The organism is Yersinia antarctica (genome assembly GCF_056636475.1).
The window spans coordinates 3,613,342-3,630,015 of record NZ_JBSJQF010000001.1 but is presented as its reverse complement, the minus strand read 5'-3'; the positions used below and the strand labels follow the sequence as shown (position 1 = coordinate 3,630,015).

The window sequence follows — 16,674 nt, the reverse complement described above, 5'->3', positions numbered from 1 at the left end:
TTCTGGTGACAAATCTGCCGGGAGCAGATTTGAACGCTGCTCGCAGCGGCCTCGTAGAGGCGAGGCCTATGGATGGGCCGAGTAACGAACGTAGCCAACGAATATGCAGCTTGAAGTATGACGAGTATAGATTGATGGAAGCTCAACATGGCCTTATTACAAATTAGTGAGCCTGGTTTAACTGCGCAGCCGCATCAACGTCGGCTGGCCGCAGGCATAGACTTAGGTACGACCAATTCATTGGTCGCCACCGTGCGTAGCGGTAAAGCACAAACGCTGGTTGATGAGCAACAGCGGGATCTTTTGCCCTCAGTGGTTCATTATCAAGCAAATAGTATTGATGTTGGTTGGAATGCCCGCAATTTGGCGGCATTGGACCCAGTCAATACCATCAGTTCAATTAAACGTATGATAGGTCGCTCTTTGGCAGATATCGTACAGCGCTATCCTAATCTTCCTTACCAATTCCAGCCCAGCGAAAATGGCTTGCCGATGATCCAGACTGCCAGCGGGTTGGTGAATCCGATCCAGGTGTCTGCTGATATTCTTAAAGTATTGTCTGCACGTGCCCAAGCGGCACTGAGTGGTGATCTGGATGGTGTCGTGATCACTGTGCCGGCGTATTTTGATGACGCTCAGCGTCAGGGTACCAAAGATGCGGCACGTCTGGCGGGGCTACATGTATTACGTCTGCTTAATGAGCCGACCGCAGCGGCAATTGCCTATGGCCTGGATTCAGGTCAGGAAGGGGTGATTGCCGTTTATGATCTTGGCGGTGGCACCTTTGATATCTCTATTTTGCGTTTGAGCCGTGGTGTGTTCGAAGTGTTGGCAACCGGTGGTGATTCTGCCCTAGGGGGCGATGACTTTGACCATCTATTAGCCGATTGGCTGCGTGAACGAGCAGGTATTGACTCCCGTGATGATCATGGTATTCAGCGGCAATTACTTGATGCCGCGATCGCGGCTAAAATCGCGTTGAGTGACGCCGAGGTTGTAGATGTCTCTGTTGCTGGCTGGCAGGGGCAAATAACCCGTGGGCAGTTTGAATCGCTGATTGCAGCGTTAATCAAACGGACATTAATGTCTTGTCGCCGTGCGTTGAAAGATGCCGCAGTGACTCCTGATGAGGTGCTGGAAGTGGTGATGGTTGGTGGTTCAACCCGTGTGCCGCTGGTGCGTGAGCAAGTCGGGCAATTCTTTGGCCGCACGCCGCTAACCTCGATTGATCCCGATAAAGTTGTGGCGATCGGTGCCGCCATCCAGGCCGATATTTTAGTGGGTAATAAGCCCGATAGTGACATGCTGCTGCTTGACGTTATCCCGCTCTCATTGGGGCTGGAAACCATGGGCGGCCTGGTGGAAAAAGTTATTCCGCGCAATACCACTATTCCAGTGGCCCGCGCGCAGGAGTTCACCACCTTTAAAGATGGGCAGAGTGGGATGAACATCCATGTGCTGCAAGGCGAGCGTGAATTGGTGCAAGATTGTCGTTCATTAGCCCGCTTTACCTTGCGTGGCCTACCGCCACTCCCTGCAGGTGGTGCGCATATTCGTGTTACTTTCCAGGTAGATGCTGACGGTTTATTGAGTGTTACCGCGATGGAGAAGTCCACCGGTGTTGAGGCATCGATTCAGGTTAAGCCATCCTATGGACTATCTGATGATGAAATTGCCAATATGATTAAAGATTCGATGGCGAATGCGCAAAGTGATGTCAGTGCGCGTAAGTTAGCGGAACAACAGGTCGAAGCATCCCGTGTGCTGGAGAGTTTACAAGGCGCATTGGCAGAAGATGCAGCATTACTCAGTGAGCAAGAAAGTACCGCTATCGCTCAGGCGATGGCCTTATTACAGCAGCAGATGCAGGGTAACGACCCACACGCAATCGAAGCTGCGATCAAAGCGTTAGATGCGCAAACGCAAGATTTTGCTGCGCGCCGGATGGATGCTTCCATTCGCCGTGCGTTGGCTGGTCATTCAGTGGATGAGGTTTAATCATGCCCAAAATAGTATTTCTGCCCCATAAAGACCTTTGCCCGGATGGTGCAGTACTGGAAGCAACCCAAGGTGAGACGATACTCGACGTTGCCTTGCGCAATGGGATCGATATTGAGCATGCCTGTGAGAAATCCTGTGCCTGCACCACCTGCCACTGCGTGGTGCGTGAAGGGTTCGATTCCTTACCAGAAAGCAGTGAGTTGGAAGATGATATGTTGGATAAAGCCTGGGGTCTGGAGCCGGAGAGTCGCCTGAGCTGCCAAGCCAGAGTGACCGACGAAGACTTGGTAGTTGAGATCCCGCGTTATACCATTAACCATGCGCGGGAGCATTGATATGGGCTTAACGTGGCAAGATACTCGGGAAATCGGTGAAGCACTCTACGACAGATTCCCGGATACCGATCCGAAAACTGTGCGTTTTACCGATATGCATCAATGGATTTGCTCTCTGGAAGATTTTGACGACGATCCGCAGAAATCGAATGAAAAAGTGCTAGAGGCCATTCTATTAGTGTGGTTGGATGAGTTTGAGTGAGTATCGTAGGGTCGCGAAAGCGGCCTTTTTTGTACCTGATCTGATACCTTATACAAAGAAATATTATTGGGTCCGCCGCAGTCAACACAGGGCTGCGTATAACTAGCTGAATAACAGCAAAAAATAATAACGAGGTAATAATGACAACAGAATTGATGCAAGTATCCCTGTCGCATAATCCGGCAGATGCCCGTTGGGGCGAGAAAGCGCTGTTGAGTACCGATGCTGAAGGGATGACTATCCACCTGACGGACAACGGTAAATTAGGTGCGATTCAACGTGCTGCGCGCAAAATAGATGGGCAGGGAATCAAGCACATAAAACTGGCTGGCGAGGGCTGGGGGTTGGAGCAAAGTTGGGCATTTTGGCAAGGGTTCCGTGGGCCAAAAGGTCAGCGCAGCGTGGAGTGGGCAGAACTGCCAGAGAACGAAAAAACTGAACTGAAACAACGCATAAAAATTATCGATTGGGTGCGCGACACGATCAACGCACCGGCGGAAGACTTAGGTCCAGAGCAATTGGCTAAAAATGCCATTGATTTGATGTGTGCCGTCTCGTGCGATGCGGTCAGTTACCGTATTACCAAAGGCGAAGATCTACGCGAGCAGGGTTATGCTGGGATCTATACCGTGGGTCGTGGATCTGATCGTGCACCGGTATTGCTGGCCTTGGATTATAACCCAACCGGTAATCCTGATGCGCCGGTAATGGCCTGTCTGGTAGGTAAAGGAATTACATTTGATTCCGGCGGTTACAGCCTGAAGCAGAGTGCGTTCATGGACTCGATGAAATCCGATATGGGCGGTGCAGCCACCGTGACGGGAGCCTTGGCCCTGGCGGCGGCGCGTGGCTTGAAACAGCGTGTGAAGTTGTATCTGTGTTGTGCCGACAATATGGTTAGCGGTAATGCCTTTAAACTGGGTGATATTATCCGTTACCGCAATGGTAAAACTGTAGAAATCATGAATACCGATGCTGAAGGGCGTCTGGTACTGGCTGATGGCCTGATTGATGCCGCTGAACAAAACGCACCGCTGATTATAGATGCTGCCACTTTAACCGGTGCGGCCAAAACGGCATTGGGTAACGACTACCATGCTCTGTTCAGCTTTGATGATGAACTGGCACAAGCGCTGCTGAACAGCGCGCAAAGTGAACATGAACCTTTCTGGCGTTTACCGCTGGCGGAATTCCATCGCAGCCAGTTGCCATCTAACTTTGCTGAATTGAATAATGTGGCGGGCGCTGCCTACAGTGCGGGTGCCAGTACTGCCGCCGCATTCCTGTCGCATTTTGTGAAAAACTACCAACAAGGTTGGCTCCATATTGACTGCTCTGCCACTTACCGTAAAAGTGCGGTTGAACAATGGTCTGCCGGTGCTACAGGTTTAGGTGTTCGTACCATTGCTAATTTGTTGTTGGCGAAAGCAAAACAGTAAGTTTGGTGAATGAAGGGGCTAGCACACCCACGGGCACTCCGGCGGCTCATGCCGCTACGACCCGAACGGCGCGCTTCCCCTTCGTTTGGCTTTGTAAGCTACTAATGGGGCGCATTTACGTCCCTTTGTTCGATCTGCTTGACGTTTTTCGGAGTACAAGATGAGTTTGCTACAACCACCTGCCAATGATAACCATGATCACCACCATGATGAGGACCAGAGTCTGGAGTCGTTGCTAAAATTGGCGGCAACTGAGTCAATTTATCGCACTGCTTTTTTCCGCACGTTACTGGACGCCACGGTGTTAGTGCTGGTGGCCGGCTCAGAACCGGGCGGTGAGGATAGCGAGATGACCTTCACTGCGGGCAATGGGGTCAATATTCTGCATTGGGAAAAGCAGGATGGTGAATCAGTTATTCCTTTCTTCAGTTCGCCAGAAGTATTGCAACAGGCGCTGAGCCAGGCTGAGGATGAGCAAACTGACCTCGAAAAGCAGCCTTTTGTTGCTATGCCAGTACGAGTGTTATTTGAAATGACACAGGGTGCACATCTGTTCCTGAACCCGAAATCAGAACATGGCAAAGAGTTTTGGCCGCAAGAAGTGGCGATGCTATTGGAAAATGGCGGTTTAGCCCAACCGGCTGAAATGATGGTGGATAAAGAGAGCCAAATCTTGTTGGGCCAGCCGGAAGAGTATCCGGCGGCGATGGTTGATGCGTTGATCCAACTGTTCAGCCAGCGCAAACCGGTGCGGCGTGCTTTTCTGGCATTGATGCATGATAAAAGTGTGGATGAGCAAGCTAACTTACTGATTGGGTTAGAAGTGGATGGTTCGCCCGAAGAGATAGACCAGCTAATTCAGGAAGCGGGCAATGTGGCCAGTGACCATGCACCGGATGATCGCCCGGTCGATTTCTGTCTGGTTAATGAGAAAGAGCGTGGGGTAAGCCACTATCTGATGACCCATACGCAGGCGTTTTATCAGCGCCGCTGGGGCAGTTGGCTGAGAAATGTGATTCCCTCGACCAGCCATTAACTCGCTGTTGGCGGGTCAGGTTAGCTAGATATAGGAAAGGGAGCCGTAACAGGCTCCCTTTTTTGACACACCATTCTCATTGCTACATGAAGAACTTAACGTGTTATTTAGAAGGTGTAAGCAACGCCCATATTAATGGTCATTGGGGTCGCAATGTTTTTACCTTTAGAGACTTTCACTTCAGAACCGATTGACAGGTTAGAGGTCAGGTTTACATTGACCCCCACACCTGCGTTAGCTCGGGTCCCTTTCAGGCTGTTATCAAACATTTCGTTGTTAACCATCACCTTGTTGCTGGCCATCAGGTCATGATCCACTGAGAAGATAGCGTAAGGCTTAATTTCAGTACCACCATTCAACACAAAGCGATAACCGGTGTTCATCCCCAAAGTACTAGTGGTAGAACGTGCGCCTTGGCTCTGTGCTTCCATGCCGTTAGACAGTTGGTACTGGCTCTTGCCGGAGCTAAAGGTGTTCAGCGCGACATAAGGAGAGATATACATCTCATTGATATTAATATGTTTACCTACCTTCATGGCCAGACCCAGACCGGAGAAGTTAGTATTGCCGGTGGCGCTGCCGCCTTTAGCGGTTACACTGAGGTTCTGTTTAAACTGGTTAGTTTTCAGCACACCATTAATGTAATAACCGCTGTTAGCCAAATATTGCGCGTAAGCACCCAATGAGTTGCTTTCCACACTGCCGCTGCTCTGGTAATCAGATTTGATATTTGAGCTGCTGTAGCTGGCGAAGCTACCGATACTGAATACGGCATTACCTAAATCAATGGCTTTATCGCCACCTAAAGTCATGCCATTCAACTTCTGGTTGAAGTTGGCTGCTGTGCCTTTCACGTTATAGCTGTCGTTCAGGTAAGTGAGCCACACACCGCTTTCGTTAGCTGACGAACTTTGCTTATCCAAACGATTCTGAATTGAACTTAACTCAGCATTAAAGATAACCGGCATGGTATTGGCGACAGCCAGCACACCCGCGGTGCTTGGTGTCAGAGCTGCTTTATCGGCTACCAGTTTGAAGCCGCTTTGACCATTACTGACCAGGTTGTGCTTATAGTTACCCAGATCTACCGGGCCATTAGCCAGTGCAAAGCGCGCGTTATTGGTACCCTGTACATCAACGACATTCAGGTTAGCCGGAGCAACACCGCTGGCATCGATCTGAACGTTGAAATCACCATTGGCATCACCCGTTACATTCAGTGGTGCCGTGGTATGGCTGTGCAGGGCTGAACCTAAGTTAAAGCTACCGTTACCTGCCAATGAGTTCATGGTCAGTTGCGCTTTTGTTTGGCTCATATCGATAGAGCCGCCCGCTAGCGTGACATCTTTAAAGGCGAATTTAGCGGGTTTGCCATTCATGGCGCTAAAGGCCGCACGGGAAGTTGGGTGTAGCCTGACATAAGGTGCATCTTCGGCCACCAGCACCATGTTACCGGCTAAATTCAGGTCTGCATTCTGGGTTACTGCACCGTCATGGACGCTCAGGAAGCTGCCTTGGTTGGCATCAATAGTCCCTTCGACTGCGGCAGTTTGGGTGAAAATGGTGGTACCGCCATTTAACTCCGCGTCTTTCAGCGAACTGTAGATCAGCGCATAACCGTCTTCAACCAATATCTTATTGGCTTGCATGCGCGACTTAAGCTTCAAGATACCGCCGTTTACCGTGGTGTTGTCAGCTTTCGCATCGCCAATAACGGTGAATTCTGCACCGTTATTAACCGTGGTATGATGGGCGCTTGCGCTACCAGCAAGCTCGAAATGACTGTTATTCAGTTCGGTATGCTCGGCCGTGGCACCATCGTTAACAATGAACTTGCCGCCATTAACCGTCGTATACTCTGCTGTGGCACCGCTCGCCAAAGTGAAGGTACCGTTCTCAAGTGTGGTGTTAGAAGCACTCGCCTTGTCATTAACCGCGAATTCGCCGCCATTGATAGTCGTACGTATCGCTCCTGCACCAGCTTCAACGGTGAAAACACCGCCATTCAGCGTGGTATCTGCTGCGATAGCTTGGCTTTGCAGGGTTAAGCTCCCACCCTTGATGGTGGCTTTAGAAATAATAGCGTTATCTTTGGCAGTAATATCACCTTCACTGACCATATCACTGACAAAAGAATAATCTCCCGCTGTAACCTGGCCGCCTTTGGCAACAATAGCCCCTTCTGATTTGGCTCGTTCAGTCTCACTTATCCCTTTAAGGCTTAACTGACCTTCTGCACCAACATTGGTATTTTTATCCGTACCACCGTTATTCTCCATAATGCCTTTGGTGATAACAGTACTATTTGCCAACGCGCCAAGCGCCAACGTTACGGTGCCATCTTCGCTAATCACGCTGTTAATGATTTCGCCGTCTTTTTCCACATTTTGTGTGCCGCCTGATACTTGGGTATCGACTGCAAAGGTTCCGGTAGCGACGGTTTGTTGCTCAGTGCTGGCAATTTTTTGCTCAAATGCAGGTATATCAATAGTCGTAGTCGTTACTGTCTCTAAATTAGCTAATGCTGCTGCCGCATTGTGCATTTCTGTGGTGCTAGTGGCGAGCTTATCCGCAGCGTCAGTTTTAATCTTATTGGCAGCAGTAACCTTAAGCTCAATGTTATTAAAATCAGCGTCGGCAGACTGATGTTTCTTGGTTGCGTCATCAGCTACCTGCTGTGCTGCCGCTGCATTTTTGATGGCCTTTTGCGCGGCTTCAGCCTCAGTTTTTTTGTCCACAGGCGTGCTTGTATCATCAATCAGTTTTTGTAGCTCGTTGACGAGATCTGGTGTCTTATCATCCCAGGCTGCATTGACAGCTTTAATTGCCGTGGTTTTTTCAGTATCAAGTTGTTTTAAGTTATCTTCAGCTTGAATTTTTTCTTTCTCAGCGTTTTCAACACTTGTCTTAAGAAGAACGGATTTAACATTCAGGACTGCAGCATCAGCTTTTGCCTTGGTATTTGTTTTTTTGGCTTCTTCCTCTGCCTGTTCAGCAACAGCCAGCTCGTTGAACTTAACTTGTTTATCGGCAAAATAAGCCGCCAGTTTTTCCTTTTGTTCCTGGCTAATCACACCTTGAGTCAGGTAGTTTTGTACCTTAGTCAGAGTATTTTGGCTTGCTTGTTGCCGCTGTGTAACTGCCGTGGCTTTTTGCTTAAGTTCTGGCGAAATAGCTGAGTTATCGTTGGTTAATGACGCAGTAAACAGTGAGTTGGCTTCTTCAGCGGTGAACTGGCCCGGTGCTTTGCTATTGAGCGAGGCTGTAAAAGCATCTGCTGCTGCTGCATTGAGTTTGTTCTTGTTGTCTTCGGTATCGTCTTTTGCATAAGCAACAACGGCTTCTAACTGCGTGATATTTTTTTCAAATACACCTTTAAATGAGTCTAGTTCTTTGTTCGCTTGTTCTTTTTGTGCCGGTGCTAATGCAGCAATGTTGGTTTCAATATCCTTAATCTGCTGCTGGTGATCCTGTCGCATTGTTGTAATTTGCGACTCAGCCTCGGCAATCATCTTTGGTGTAATTGTTTGGCTTTCAGGAAAGATGCTTTCCAGCAAGATATCTTCAGGGGCTTTGGTGTTAACCACCGGGGTGTTAGCGGGTATGGAAAAGCTGCCAGCATTGCCCATACCGAGAGTTGCACCGGGTATAAACGTAGATGTTGATGCAGCAATTGCCCCACCAGATATCAATGATGAGACCAAAATAGATAACGGCAATAAACGTGTGTTTAATGTGTTGCGATGACCCATGGTTTTATATATTCCTATTTACAGATTAATTTAAAAGACGAAATACTCAAGAGGGGTAATAACGACAAAATGTTGGATTAAATATAAAGAAGTAAGCTACCCATTCCTATTTATTAAAATATTAATTCGGGTGGTTTATATTAATTTGATTTTTAATTTTATTTTATTGTGAGGACTTCCTTGTTTTTATGTTGATTTTATTGGTTTTTATTTTATGTTCTGCCTTGTCTTTCATTGGCGGATTGAATAATTTAATTTTTATTAAAAAAATATTAAATAGGTTTTTGGTGTACGTTGTTTAGAAAGGGCGATATAAATGCGAGCCAATGCGCATTTTTTTATGAAGATAATCACTTGACTCTTCCCTCCCTATATTCCCTTTCATACCAATGCTATAATCTTGCTATCAGCCAGGGAGCAAGATATGAATCACAATGGTTTGCGTCGGTTAATGTCAGGAATTAAGGGGGGGCGGGCGGCTATATTGCTCGCTGCGGCGTTGTTATTAGCCGCTTGTGATGACAGCAATAATAAGGGCGTGGTCACACCGCCTGCGGCTCAAGCCAGTACCTCGGCGGCAAAAACACCGGCGAGTAAACCCACAGATACGGTGGTACTGGCGGAGCTGGCAAAACGCCATGCTGGTCAGCCGCTCACCTTGCTGGATGCCTCTGAGCTGCAACTTGACGGGGCCAGTGCCATGGTACTGACCTTCTCGCAACCACTGAATCCAAATCAGGACTTCGCCGCGCAGGTGCATTTGGTTGATACTGTCAGTGGCAACATCGACGGTGCCTGGGAGCTATCCGATAATCTAATGGAGCTGCGTTTACGCCATCTCAAACCGGAGCGTAAATTGCTGTTGACTGTCGACAGCACGCTGCAAGGGGTAGGTGGCGCGCAACTGGGTGCACAACAACAGCAACAAATCACCACGCGTGATATTAAACCGAGTGTCGGCTTTGCCAGCAAAGGCTCTTTGCTGCCGGGCAAACTGGCGCAGGGCTTGCCGGTGATGGCGCTCAATGTTGATAACGTCGATGTTAACTTCTTTCGCATTAAACAAAGCAGCCTGGCTAATTTCCTCGCTAACTGGCAGAACCGCAGTGCGCTCTCTAACTGGGAATCGGACGAACTGCTGAAAATGGCTGATTTAGTCTATACCGGCCGTTTTGATCTCAATCCTGCGGTTAATACCCGTGAAAAGCTGTTGCTGCCCTTAGCCGATATCAAGCCGTTACAAGAATCTGGCGTCTATCTGGCTGTCATGCAGCAAGCCGGTCACTACAGCTATACCAATGCTGCAACCCTATTTACCCTGAGTGATATCGGTGTTTCGCTACATAGCTACCATAACCAGATGGATGTGTTCACTCAGGCATTAGCCGGTGGTGCGGCGTTGAAAGGCGTGTCACTGCAACTGTTAGATGATAAAGGCCAGGTGTTGGCTCAGGCCGAAACCGACGGCAAGGGCCATGCGCAGTTGGAAAAAAACGCTAACGCCAAACTGCTACTCGCCGCGCAAAATGGGCAGACCAGTCTGATCGACCTTAATGCGCCCGCTTTAGATCTGGCCGAGTTTGATATTGCCGGTCCAGAGGGTTTCCAGAAGCAGTTCTTTGTCTTTGGCCCCCGTGACCTGTATCGGCCAGGTGAAACCTTAATTGTTAATGGGTTACTGCGCGATGCTGACGGTAAACCCCTAACAACCCAACCAGTTAAAGTCGATATCCTCAAACCGGATAATCAAGTGGTGCGCAGCTTTACCTGGCAACCACAGGATGGCCTGTATCAATACCAATATGCCATACCTGAAGGTGGCCCAACTGGCGAGTGGTCACTGCGCCTGAATGTGGGTGATAACCAACCACGGTTGTACAAATTCAAGGTAGAGGATTTTCTGCCAGAGCGTATGGCGCTCGATATTGCCACCAGTAAAGAACCGATCGCCACTGACAGTGAGGCCAGCTTTGCCGTCACTGGCCGTTACTTATACGGTGCCCCGGCCTCGGGCAACCGTCTGCAAGGCCAATTATTCCTGCGCCCACTGCGTGAAGCTGTTGCCACACTGCCCGGTTTTGAATTTGGTTCGATTATCGAAGAGAACCTCTCCCGCACCTTAGATGAGTTTGATACCACCTTAGATAACGAGGGGCAGACAGATATTGCGGTGGATAACAGTTGGCAGCATGCCCAATCGCCGCTGAAATTGATATTACAGGCCAGCTTGTTGGAGTCGGGTGGCCGGCCAGTCACTCGCCGTGCGGAGCAAGCAGTGTGGCCTGCTGAGGCGTTGGTGGGGATTCGCCCGCTGTTCAATAAACAGCAGGTTTATGATTACCGCAGTGACAGCTATAAATCACAGGCGATGGTGGATCAGGATACGCAGGCTGATTTTGAAATTATCTATGCAAATGCCAACGGCGAAAAGCTGGCCGCCAATGGCATCAAAGTGAAGTTGGTACGTGAGCGGCGTGATTACTACTGGCAGTGGTCAGAAAGTGATGGCTGGCAGTCGTTATTTGATAAAAAAGATCTGACTCTGGCAGAGCAAAGCGTGAATATCGCCGCCAACGGGAGCGCTAAAGTCAGTTTCCCGGTGGAGTGGGGCGCATACCGCATTGAGGTGAGTAACCCAGATAATGAATTGATCAGCAGTTCTCGTTTCTGGGCCGGTTACAGTTGGCAGGATAATACCGCTGGCAGTGGTGCGGTGCGTCCTGATCAGGTCAAATTAACATTGGATAAACCCGCTTACCGCCCAGGCGAAAAAGTGAAGTTAAATATTGAAGCGCCAGCGGCGGGTAATGGCTATCTGCTGGTGGAATCCAGCGACGGCCCGCTGTGGTGGCAGGAAGTGACTATTCCTGCGGGTGGTGCAGAGGTCGAAGTGCCGATTAACAAAGAGTGGAATCGGCATGACCTGTATCTCAGTGCCACAGTGATTCGCCCCGGTGATAAATCACAACAGGCGACGCCAAAACGAGCGATTGGTTTATTGCATCTGCCGTTGGTGGATGAAACCCGCAAGTTGGCATTGCAATTGGATGCCCCCGAGCGTATCCGGCCCAATCAAACTTTAACGGTAAAAGTGAAGGCCAGCCGCAGTGGCGCGCCGTTACCGGAAAAAGTGCAAGTTTTACTGTCAGCCGTTGACAGCGGGATCTTGAATATTACGGATTACGCCACGCCAGATCCTTACGATGCCTTTTTTGGCCGTAAGCGCTACAGCGCCGATCGCTATGATGTCTATGGGCAATTGATAGAAGGGCAAGGGCGTTTAGCCAGCTTACGTTTTGGTGGTGATGGTGATGAGGAAGATGCGCTGTCCCGTGGGGGCAAGAAACCCATTACCGAAGTGACTATTGTAGCGCAGCAAGCCCAACCGGTGACATTAAACGCGCAGGGTGAAGGCACCGTTGAGCTGGCGATTCCAGATTTTAACGGTGAGTTACGTTTAATGGCCCAAGCCTGGAGTGATGAAGATTTTGGCAAAGCAGAGTCGAAAGTGGTGGTGGCAGCACCATTGATTGCTCAACTGGCAGCGCCACGTTTTCTGGCCGGTGGCGACAGTACCCAACTGGCTCTGGACTTAAGTAATTTATCTGGTCAGGCACAAACCTTAGCGCTGAAATTGGCCGCCAGTGATTTACTGGCGCTAAATGGCGCGCAAACTCAGTCCGTTACGCTGGCGAACGGTGAGCGTAAAACGGTACTGATCCCGGTTCGGGCGCTGAACGGGTTTGGGCAGGGTGATCTTGGTCTGACGATCAGTGGCATGGTACTGCCAAATGAAGAACTGCCAGATTACCAGCATCATTGGAAAATTGGCGTGCGGCCAGCCTATCCGGCCCAAACGCGCCATTTCGCTAATGTGCTGCGCAGTGGTGAAAGCTGGAGCCTGCCTGAGCAGGCTACGGCGGGATTGAGTGCTGAAACATTGCAAGGTCAACTGCTGATAACCAGCCGCCCACCTCTCAACTTGGCTCGTTATATCAGCGAGTTATACGCCTATCCTTATGGCTGTCTGGAGCAGACAGTCAGTGGACTGTATCCCTCACTGTACAGCAACCATGCACAGTTGACTGCGCTGGGTATTAAGGCCGATAGCGATGAAAAACGGCGACAGACGATTGATGTCGGGATTGAGCATTTGCTCAGTATGCAGCGCTACAACGGCGGCTTTGGTTTGTGGAGCAACGACAGCCCGGAAGAGTTCTGGCTAACCGCCTATGCCACTGACTTCCTCTACCGTGCCAGCCAACAAGGCTACAGCGTGCCTGCGGCGGCACTGACGGCGGCGAATACCCGATTACAGCGTTATTTACAGGATCCTAATCAGGTTGAAATTCGCTACAGCGAGCAAACCAAGCATACCCGCTTTGCGGTGCAAGCCTATGCGGGGCTGGTATTGGCGCAGCAGCAGCAGGCTTCGCTCGGCGCATTACGGCAGTTATATAGCCGTAACAGTGAAGCGCGTTCTGGCTTACCACTGGTGCAGTTGGGTGTGGCATTGAAATTGATGGGCGACATGCCTCGTGCCAAAGAAGCCATCACTCAGGGGCTAAATACCATACGCAGTGATAAGGATTACTGGCTGGAGGATTACGGTAGCCCGATACGCGATGATGCCCTTATTCTGGCACTGTTAACCGACAACAATCTACTGCCGCAAGCACGTGATAGTCGTCTGTTGGCCCTGTCTGATGCCTTGACCAGCCGCAACTACCTATCAACGCAGGAGAGCAATGCTATATTCCTTGCGGGGCGCACCTTGATGAATGGCGCTGAAACGCCGTGGCAGGTTGCTATCGCGCCACAAGCTGAGCCAATTGCGGATAGCGTGACGCTGACCCAAAGTACCGCGTTAAACCAAAACTGGTCGGCATCACAACTGGCTGCGGGGATGCAACTGCAAAATCGGGGTGATACACCATTGTATAGCCGCGTTGCAGTGGTGGGATATCCGCAGCAAACCCCGGCACCATTCAGTAATAATTTGCATATCACCCGGAGTTACATTGGGCTAGATGGCAATCCGTTGCAGTTATCACAACTGAAAAGTGGTGAGTTAGTCTTGGTGCATCTGGATGTTTGGGCCGATAGGCGGGTACCGGATGCGCTGGTGGTTGATTTGCTGCCTGCTGGTCTGGAACTGGAAAACCAGAATCTGGGCGATAGCAGCGCCAGTTTGGGAGAGAGTGCCAGCAGCGTGACTGAGCTATTACAGGATATGCAGCAATCGGATATCAAACATCAGGAGTTTCGTGATGACCGTTATGTCGCTGCCGTCAATGTCGATGGTTACCGTCACACCACGTTGCTCTATCTGGCGCGGGCGGTCACGCCAGGCCTCTACCAGGTACCTGCGCCACAAGTAGAATCGATGTATGTACCCGATTGGCGTGCGCTAGGGAGTACTCCAGCGCAGCTTGAAATCGTTAAGTGAATACTCACTTCCCCTGAGCGACGAAACAGTTGTCGGGGGAAGTAATACGATTCATGCGCAAAAATATCTATTCCCGCTATCGGCGTATGGGCTGGGCGTTGGTGCTTATCTTGGTGTTGTTTCCGGCCACTCTTTGGCTGGCAGATAGACTTTGGCCATTGCCTCTGGCCGAGGTCCAGGTCGCGCGGGTAGTGGTTGGTGAAGATGGTACACCGTTATGGCGTTTTGCCGATGCTGACGGCGTATGGCGTTATCCGGTGACGTTGAGTCAGGTTTCGCCGTATTATCTACAAGCACTGCTCACTTTTGAAGACCGCTGGTTTTACTCTCATCCCGGGGTAAACCCATTGGCGCTAGCGCGTGCCGCCTGGCAGGATCTGCGCGCTGGTAAGATACTTTCAGGTGGCAGCACGCTATCTATGCAGGTTGCCCGCTTGATCGACCCACATCCGCGCACGTTAGCTGGCAAATTGCGTCAAGTCTGGCGTACTTTTCAGTTGGAATGGCATTTTTCCAAAGTTCAAATTCTCGAAATCTACCTTAATCGCGCTCCATTTGGTGGCACCCTACAAGGGATTGGCGCTGCCAGTTGGACCTATTTAGCTAAGCCGCCCTCTCAATTAACCGCGGCAGAAGCCGCATTGCTGGCAGCATTACCGCAAGCCCCTAGTCGGCTACGTCCCGATCGCTATCCTCTACGGGCAAAGGCTGCTCGAGACAAAGTGTTAACCCGACTGGCGGATTATCAGGTTTGGACAGCAAAGGATGTGGCTGATATTAAACAAGAAGAGGTCTGGCTGGCACCGCGTCAGATGCCACAATTGGCTCCTTTACTGGCTCGCCGTTTAACCAGTGGTAATCAGCGCGAAGTGATCCACACCACACTTGATACCGGATTACAGCGCCAATTGGAAGATATGGCGGCGAGTTGGCGTCATCAATTACCTGAGAAAACCTCACTAGGCTTGCTGGTGGTTGACCATACCACGATGAAGGTGCGTGCTTATCTTGGGTCGGTGGATTTTCAGGACAACAGCCGCTTTGGTCATGTGGATATGGTCAGTGCATGGCGCTCACCGGGGTCGACACTCAAACCTTTCCTGTATGCCATGGCACTGGATGACGGCCTGATCCATGCTGAATCTCTGCTTCAGGACGTGCCACGTCGCTTTGGTGATTACCGGCCTGGCAATTTTGATACCGGATTCCATGGGCCGGTCAGTGCTAGTGAAGCTCTGGTGCGTTCGCTGAATTTACCGGCGGTTCAATTACTGGAAGCCTACGGCCCAAAACGTTTTACCGCCAATTTACGCAATGGTGGTCTGAACTTACGTTTCCCCTCTCACAGTGAACCCAGTCTGGCGGTCATTTTAGGCGGAACCGGTTCACGGTTGGATCAATTGGTTGCCGCGTATAGCGCTTTCGCCCGTGGCGGAATGGCAGCAACATTGCGTTTTGAACCGCAGCAACAAATACAAGAACGGCGACTATTCTCACCGGGAGCGGCATGGATTACCCGGCGCATTATGGCCGGTGAAGCCAGACCATTACCGGATGACATTTTGCCAGCTACCGTGCCACTGGCATGGAAAACCGGTACCAGCTACGGCTATCGTGATGCTTGGGCTATTGGCATCAATGCGCGTTATACAATAGGCGTGTGGGTGGGGCGTCCAGATGGCACTCCGGTTGCCGGGCAGTTTGGTTATGCTACTGCGATACCGATACTTAATCAGGTCAATAACCTGTTGATGGCAGGGTTACAGCAAAGCATTCGCAGGTTACCGTCAGATCCAAGGCCATCGTCAGTCAGTCGGGAAGAGATTTGTTGGCCGGGTGGGCAACCGCTAGCGGTTGGTGATAGCAACTGTCGACAGCGGCGTCAAAGCTGGGTGCTCGATGGCACGGTACCGCCCACACTGACCGCACCCGGCCAGGAAAATATGCAGGGTAGTCAACTCAGTATCTGGCTAAATCAGCAAGGCGAGCGGGTTGCCGCGGATTGCTTAGGAGCCAAGCCAACGCAAGTGGCCTTGTGGCCACTGCCACTGGAGCCATGGTTGCCACTGGCTGAACGGCGTAATCAACGGTTACCCGCAGCAAGCCAGCAATGTCCACCGCAAGGGGAAGGCAGTGCTGCACCATTGCTGATTTTAGGTATACGTGATGGTGCTGTAGTTAAGCGCTTACCTGGTCATAATAGCCTTGATCTGCGCCTGGTGGCGCAAGGCGGGAGAGGTCAACATTGGTGGTTCCTCAATGGGGAGCAGGTGGCGGTAACCGAGAATAATCAGTCATGGGTACAAAGCTTATCTGTGCCGGGCGGCTATCAGCTTAATGTATTGGATGAAAGTGGCCAGGTGGGTAATATAATGTTCCGTATGGAATAGTCATACTGATAAAACTAATTAATAACAATGGTTAATTAATTTTTGTATTTATCATTAAAATAACATCCCT

Annotated in this window: 8 protein-coding genes; 7 read left to right on the top strand and 1 reads right to left on the bottom strand. The window is 50.4% G+C overall.

Annotated elements, in window-relative coordinates; genetic code table 11:
• The first annotated feature begins 147 nt into the window (after positions 1 to 147).
• From hscA to sseB, 5 genes are all read left to right on the top strand, one after another.
• Complete coding sequence (gene hscA / locus ACWJJO_RS16785; RefSeq protein WP_083163177.1) at positions 148 to 1,998, top strand: Fe-S protein assembly chaperone HscA; 1,851 nt, start codon at positions 148 to 150, stop codon at positions 1,996 to 1,998.
• 2 nt (positions 1,999 to 2,000) lie between these two features.
• The gene (gene fdx, locus ACWJJO_RS16780) at positions 2,001 to 2,336 is read left to right on the top strand and encodes an ISC system 2Fe-2S type ferredoxin (RefSeq protein ID WP_004713939.1); all 336 of its coding nucleotides are present in this window, start codon (positions 2,001 to 2,003) and stop codon (positions 2,334 to 2,336) included.
• Position 2,337: 1 nt separating this feature from the next.
• A complete protein-coding gene (iscX, locus tag ACWJJO_RS16775; protein ID WP_083163179.1) occupies positions 2,338 to 2,538 on the top strand; it encodes a Fe-S cluster assembly protein IscX in 201 nt (66 codons plus the stop codon).
• Between the two features lie 140 nt (positions 2,539 to 2,678).
• Positions 2,679 to 3,977, top strand: coding sequence for an aminopeptidase PepB (gene pepB, locus ACWJJO_RS16770; protein WP_372559671.1), 1,299 nt, complete (start codon positions 2,679 to 2,681; stop codon positions 3,975 to 3,977).
• A 160-nt stretch (positions 3,978 to 4,137) separates the two neighbouring features.
• Positions 4,138 to 5,013, top strand: a complete 876-nt coding sequence (gene sseB, locus ACWJJO_RS16765) for an enhanced serine sensitivity protein SseB (protein WP_372569469.1) — start codon at positions 4,138 to 4,140, stop codon at positions 5,011 to 5,013.
• Positions 5,014 to 5,120: 107 nt separating this feature from the next.
• Here the strand turns inward: sseB and ACWJJO_RS16760 are convergent, their stop codons facing one another.
• Entirely contained in the window at positions 5,121 to 8,765 is a 3,645-nt protein-coding gene (locus ACWJJO_RS16760; protein ID WP_481091276.1) for an autotransporter outer membrane beta-barrel domain-containing protein, read from the bottom strand.
• 424 nt (positions 8,766 to 9,189) lie between these two features.
• On the opposite strand from ACWJJO_RS16760, the gene ACWJJO_RS16755 reads away from it, so the two are divergent.
• Complete coding sequence (locus tag ACWJJO_RS16755) at positions 9,190 to 14,214, top strand: alpha-2-macroglobulin family protein (RefSeq protein ID WP_481091275.1); 5,025 nt, start codon at positions 9,190 to 9,192, stop codon at positions 14,212 to 14,214.
• Positions 14,215 to 14,267: 53 nt separating this feature from the next.
• Positions 14,268 to 16,604 (top strand): peptidoglycan glycosyltransferase PbpC, encoded by a 2,337-nt coding sequence (pbpC, locus tag ACWJJO_RS16750; RefSeq protein WP_083163187.1) that lies wholly within the window; start codon positions 14,268 to 14,270, stop codon positions 16,602 to 16,604.
• Positions 16,605 to 16,674: the final 70 nt, after the last annotated feature.

Coding starts and splice junctions, on each gene's coding strand:
- pbpC (WP_083163187.1), top strand. CDS start 14,268: ATGCGCAAAAATATCTATTCCCGCTATCGGCGTATGGGCTGGGCGTTG.
- hscA (WP_083163177.1), top strand. CDS start 148: ATGGCCTTATTACAAATTAGTGAGCCTGGTTTAACTGCGCAGCCGCAT.
- ACWJJO_RS16755 (WP_481091275.1), top strand. CDS start 9,190: ATGAATCACAATGGTTTGCGTCGGTTAATGTCAGGAATTAAGGGGGGG.
- iscX (WP_083163179.1), top strand. CDS start 2,338: ATGGGCTTAACGTGGCAAGATACTCGGGAAATCGGTGAAGCACTCTAC.
- ACWJJO_RS16760 (WP_481091276.1), bottom strand. CDS start 8,765: ATGGGTCATCGCAACACATTAAACACACGTTTATTGCCGTTATCTATT.
- pepB (WP_372559671.1), top strand. CDS start 2,679: ATGACAACAGAATTGATGCAAGTATCCCTGTCGCATAATCCGGCAGAT.
- fdx (WP_004713939.1), top strand. CDS start 2,001: ATGCCCAAAATAGTATTTCTGCCCCATAAAGACCTTTGCCCGGATGGT.
- sseB (WP_372569469.1), top strand. CDS start 4,138: ATGAGTTTGCTACAACCACCTGCCAATGATAACCATGATCACCACCAT.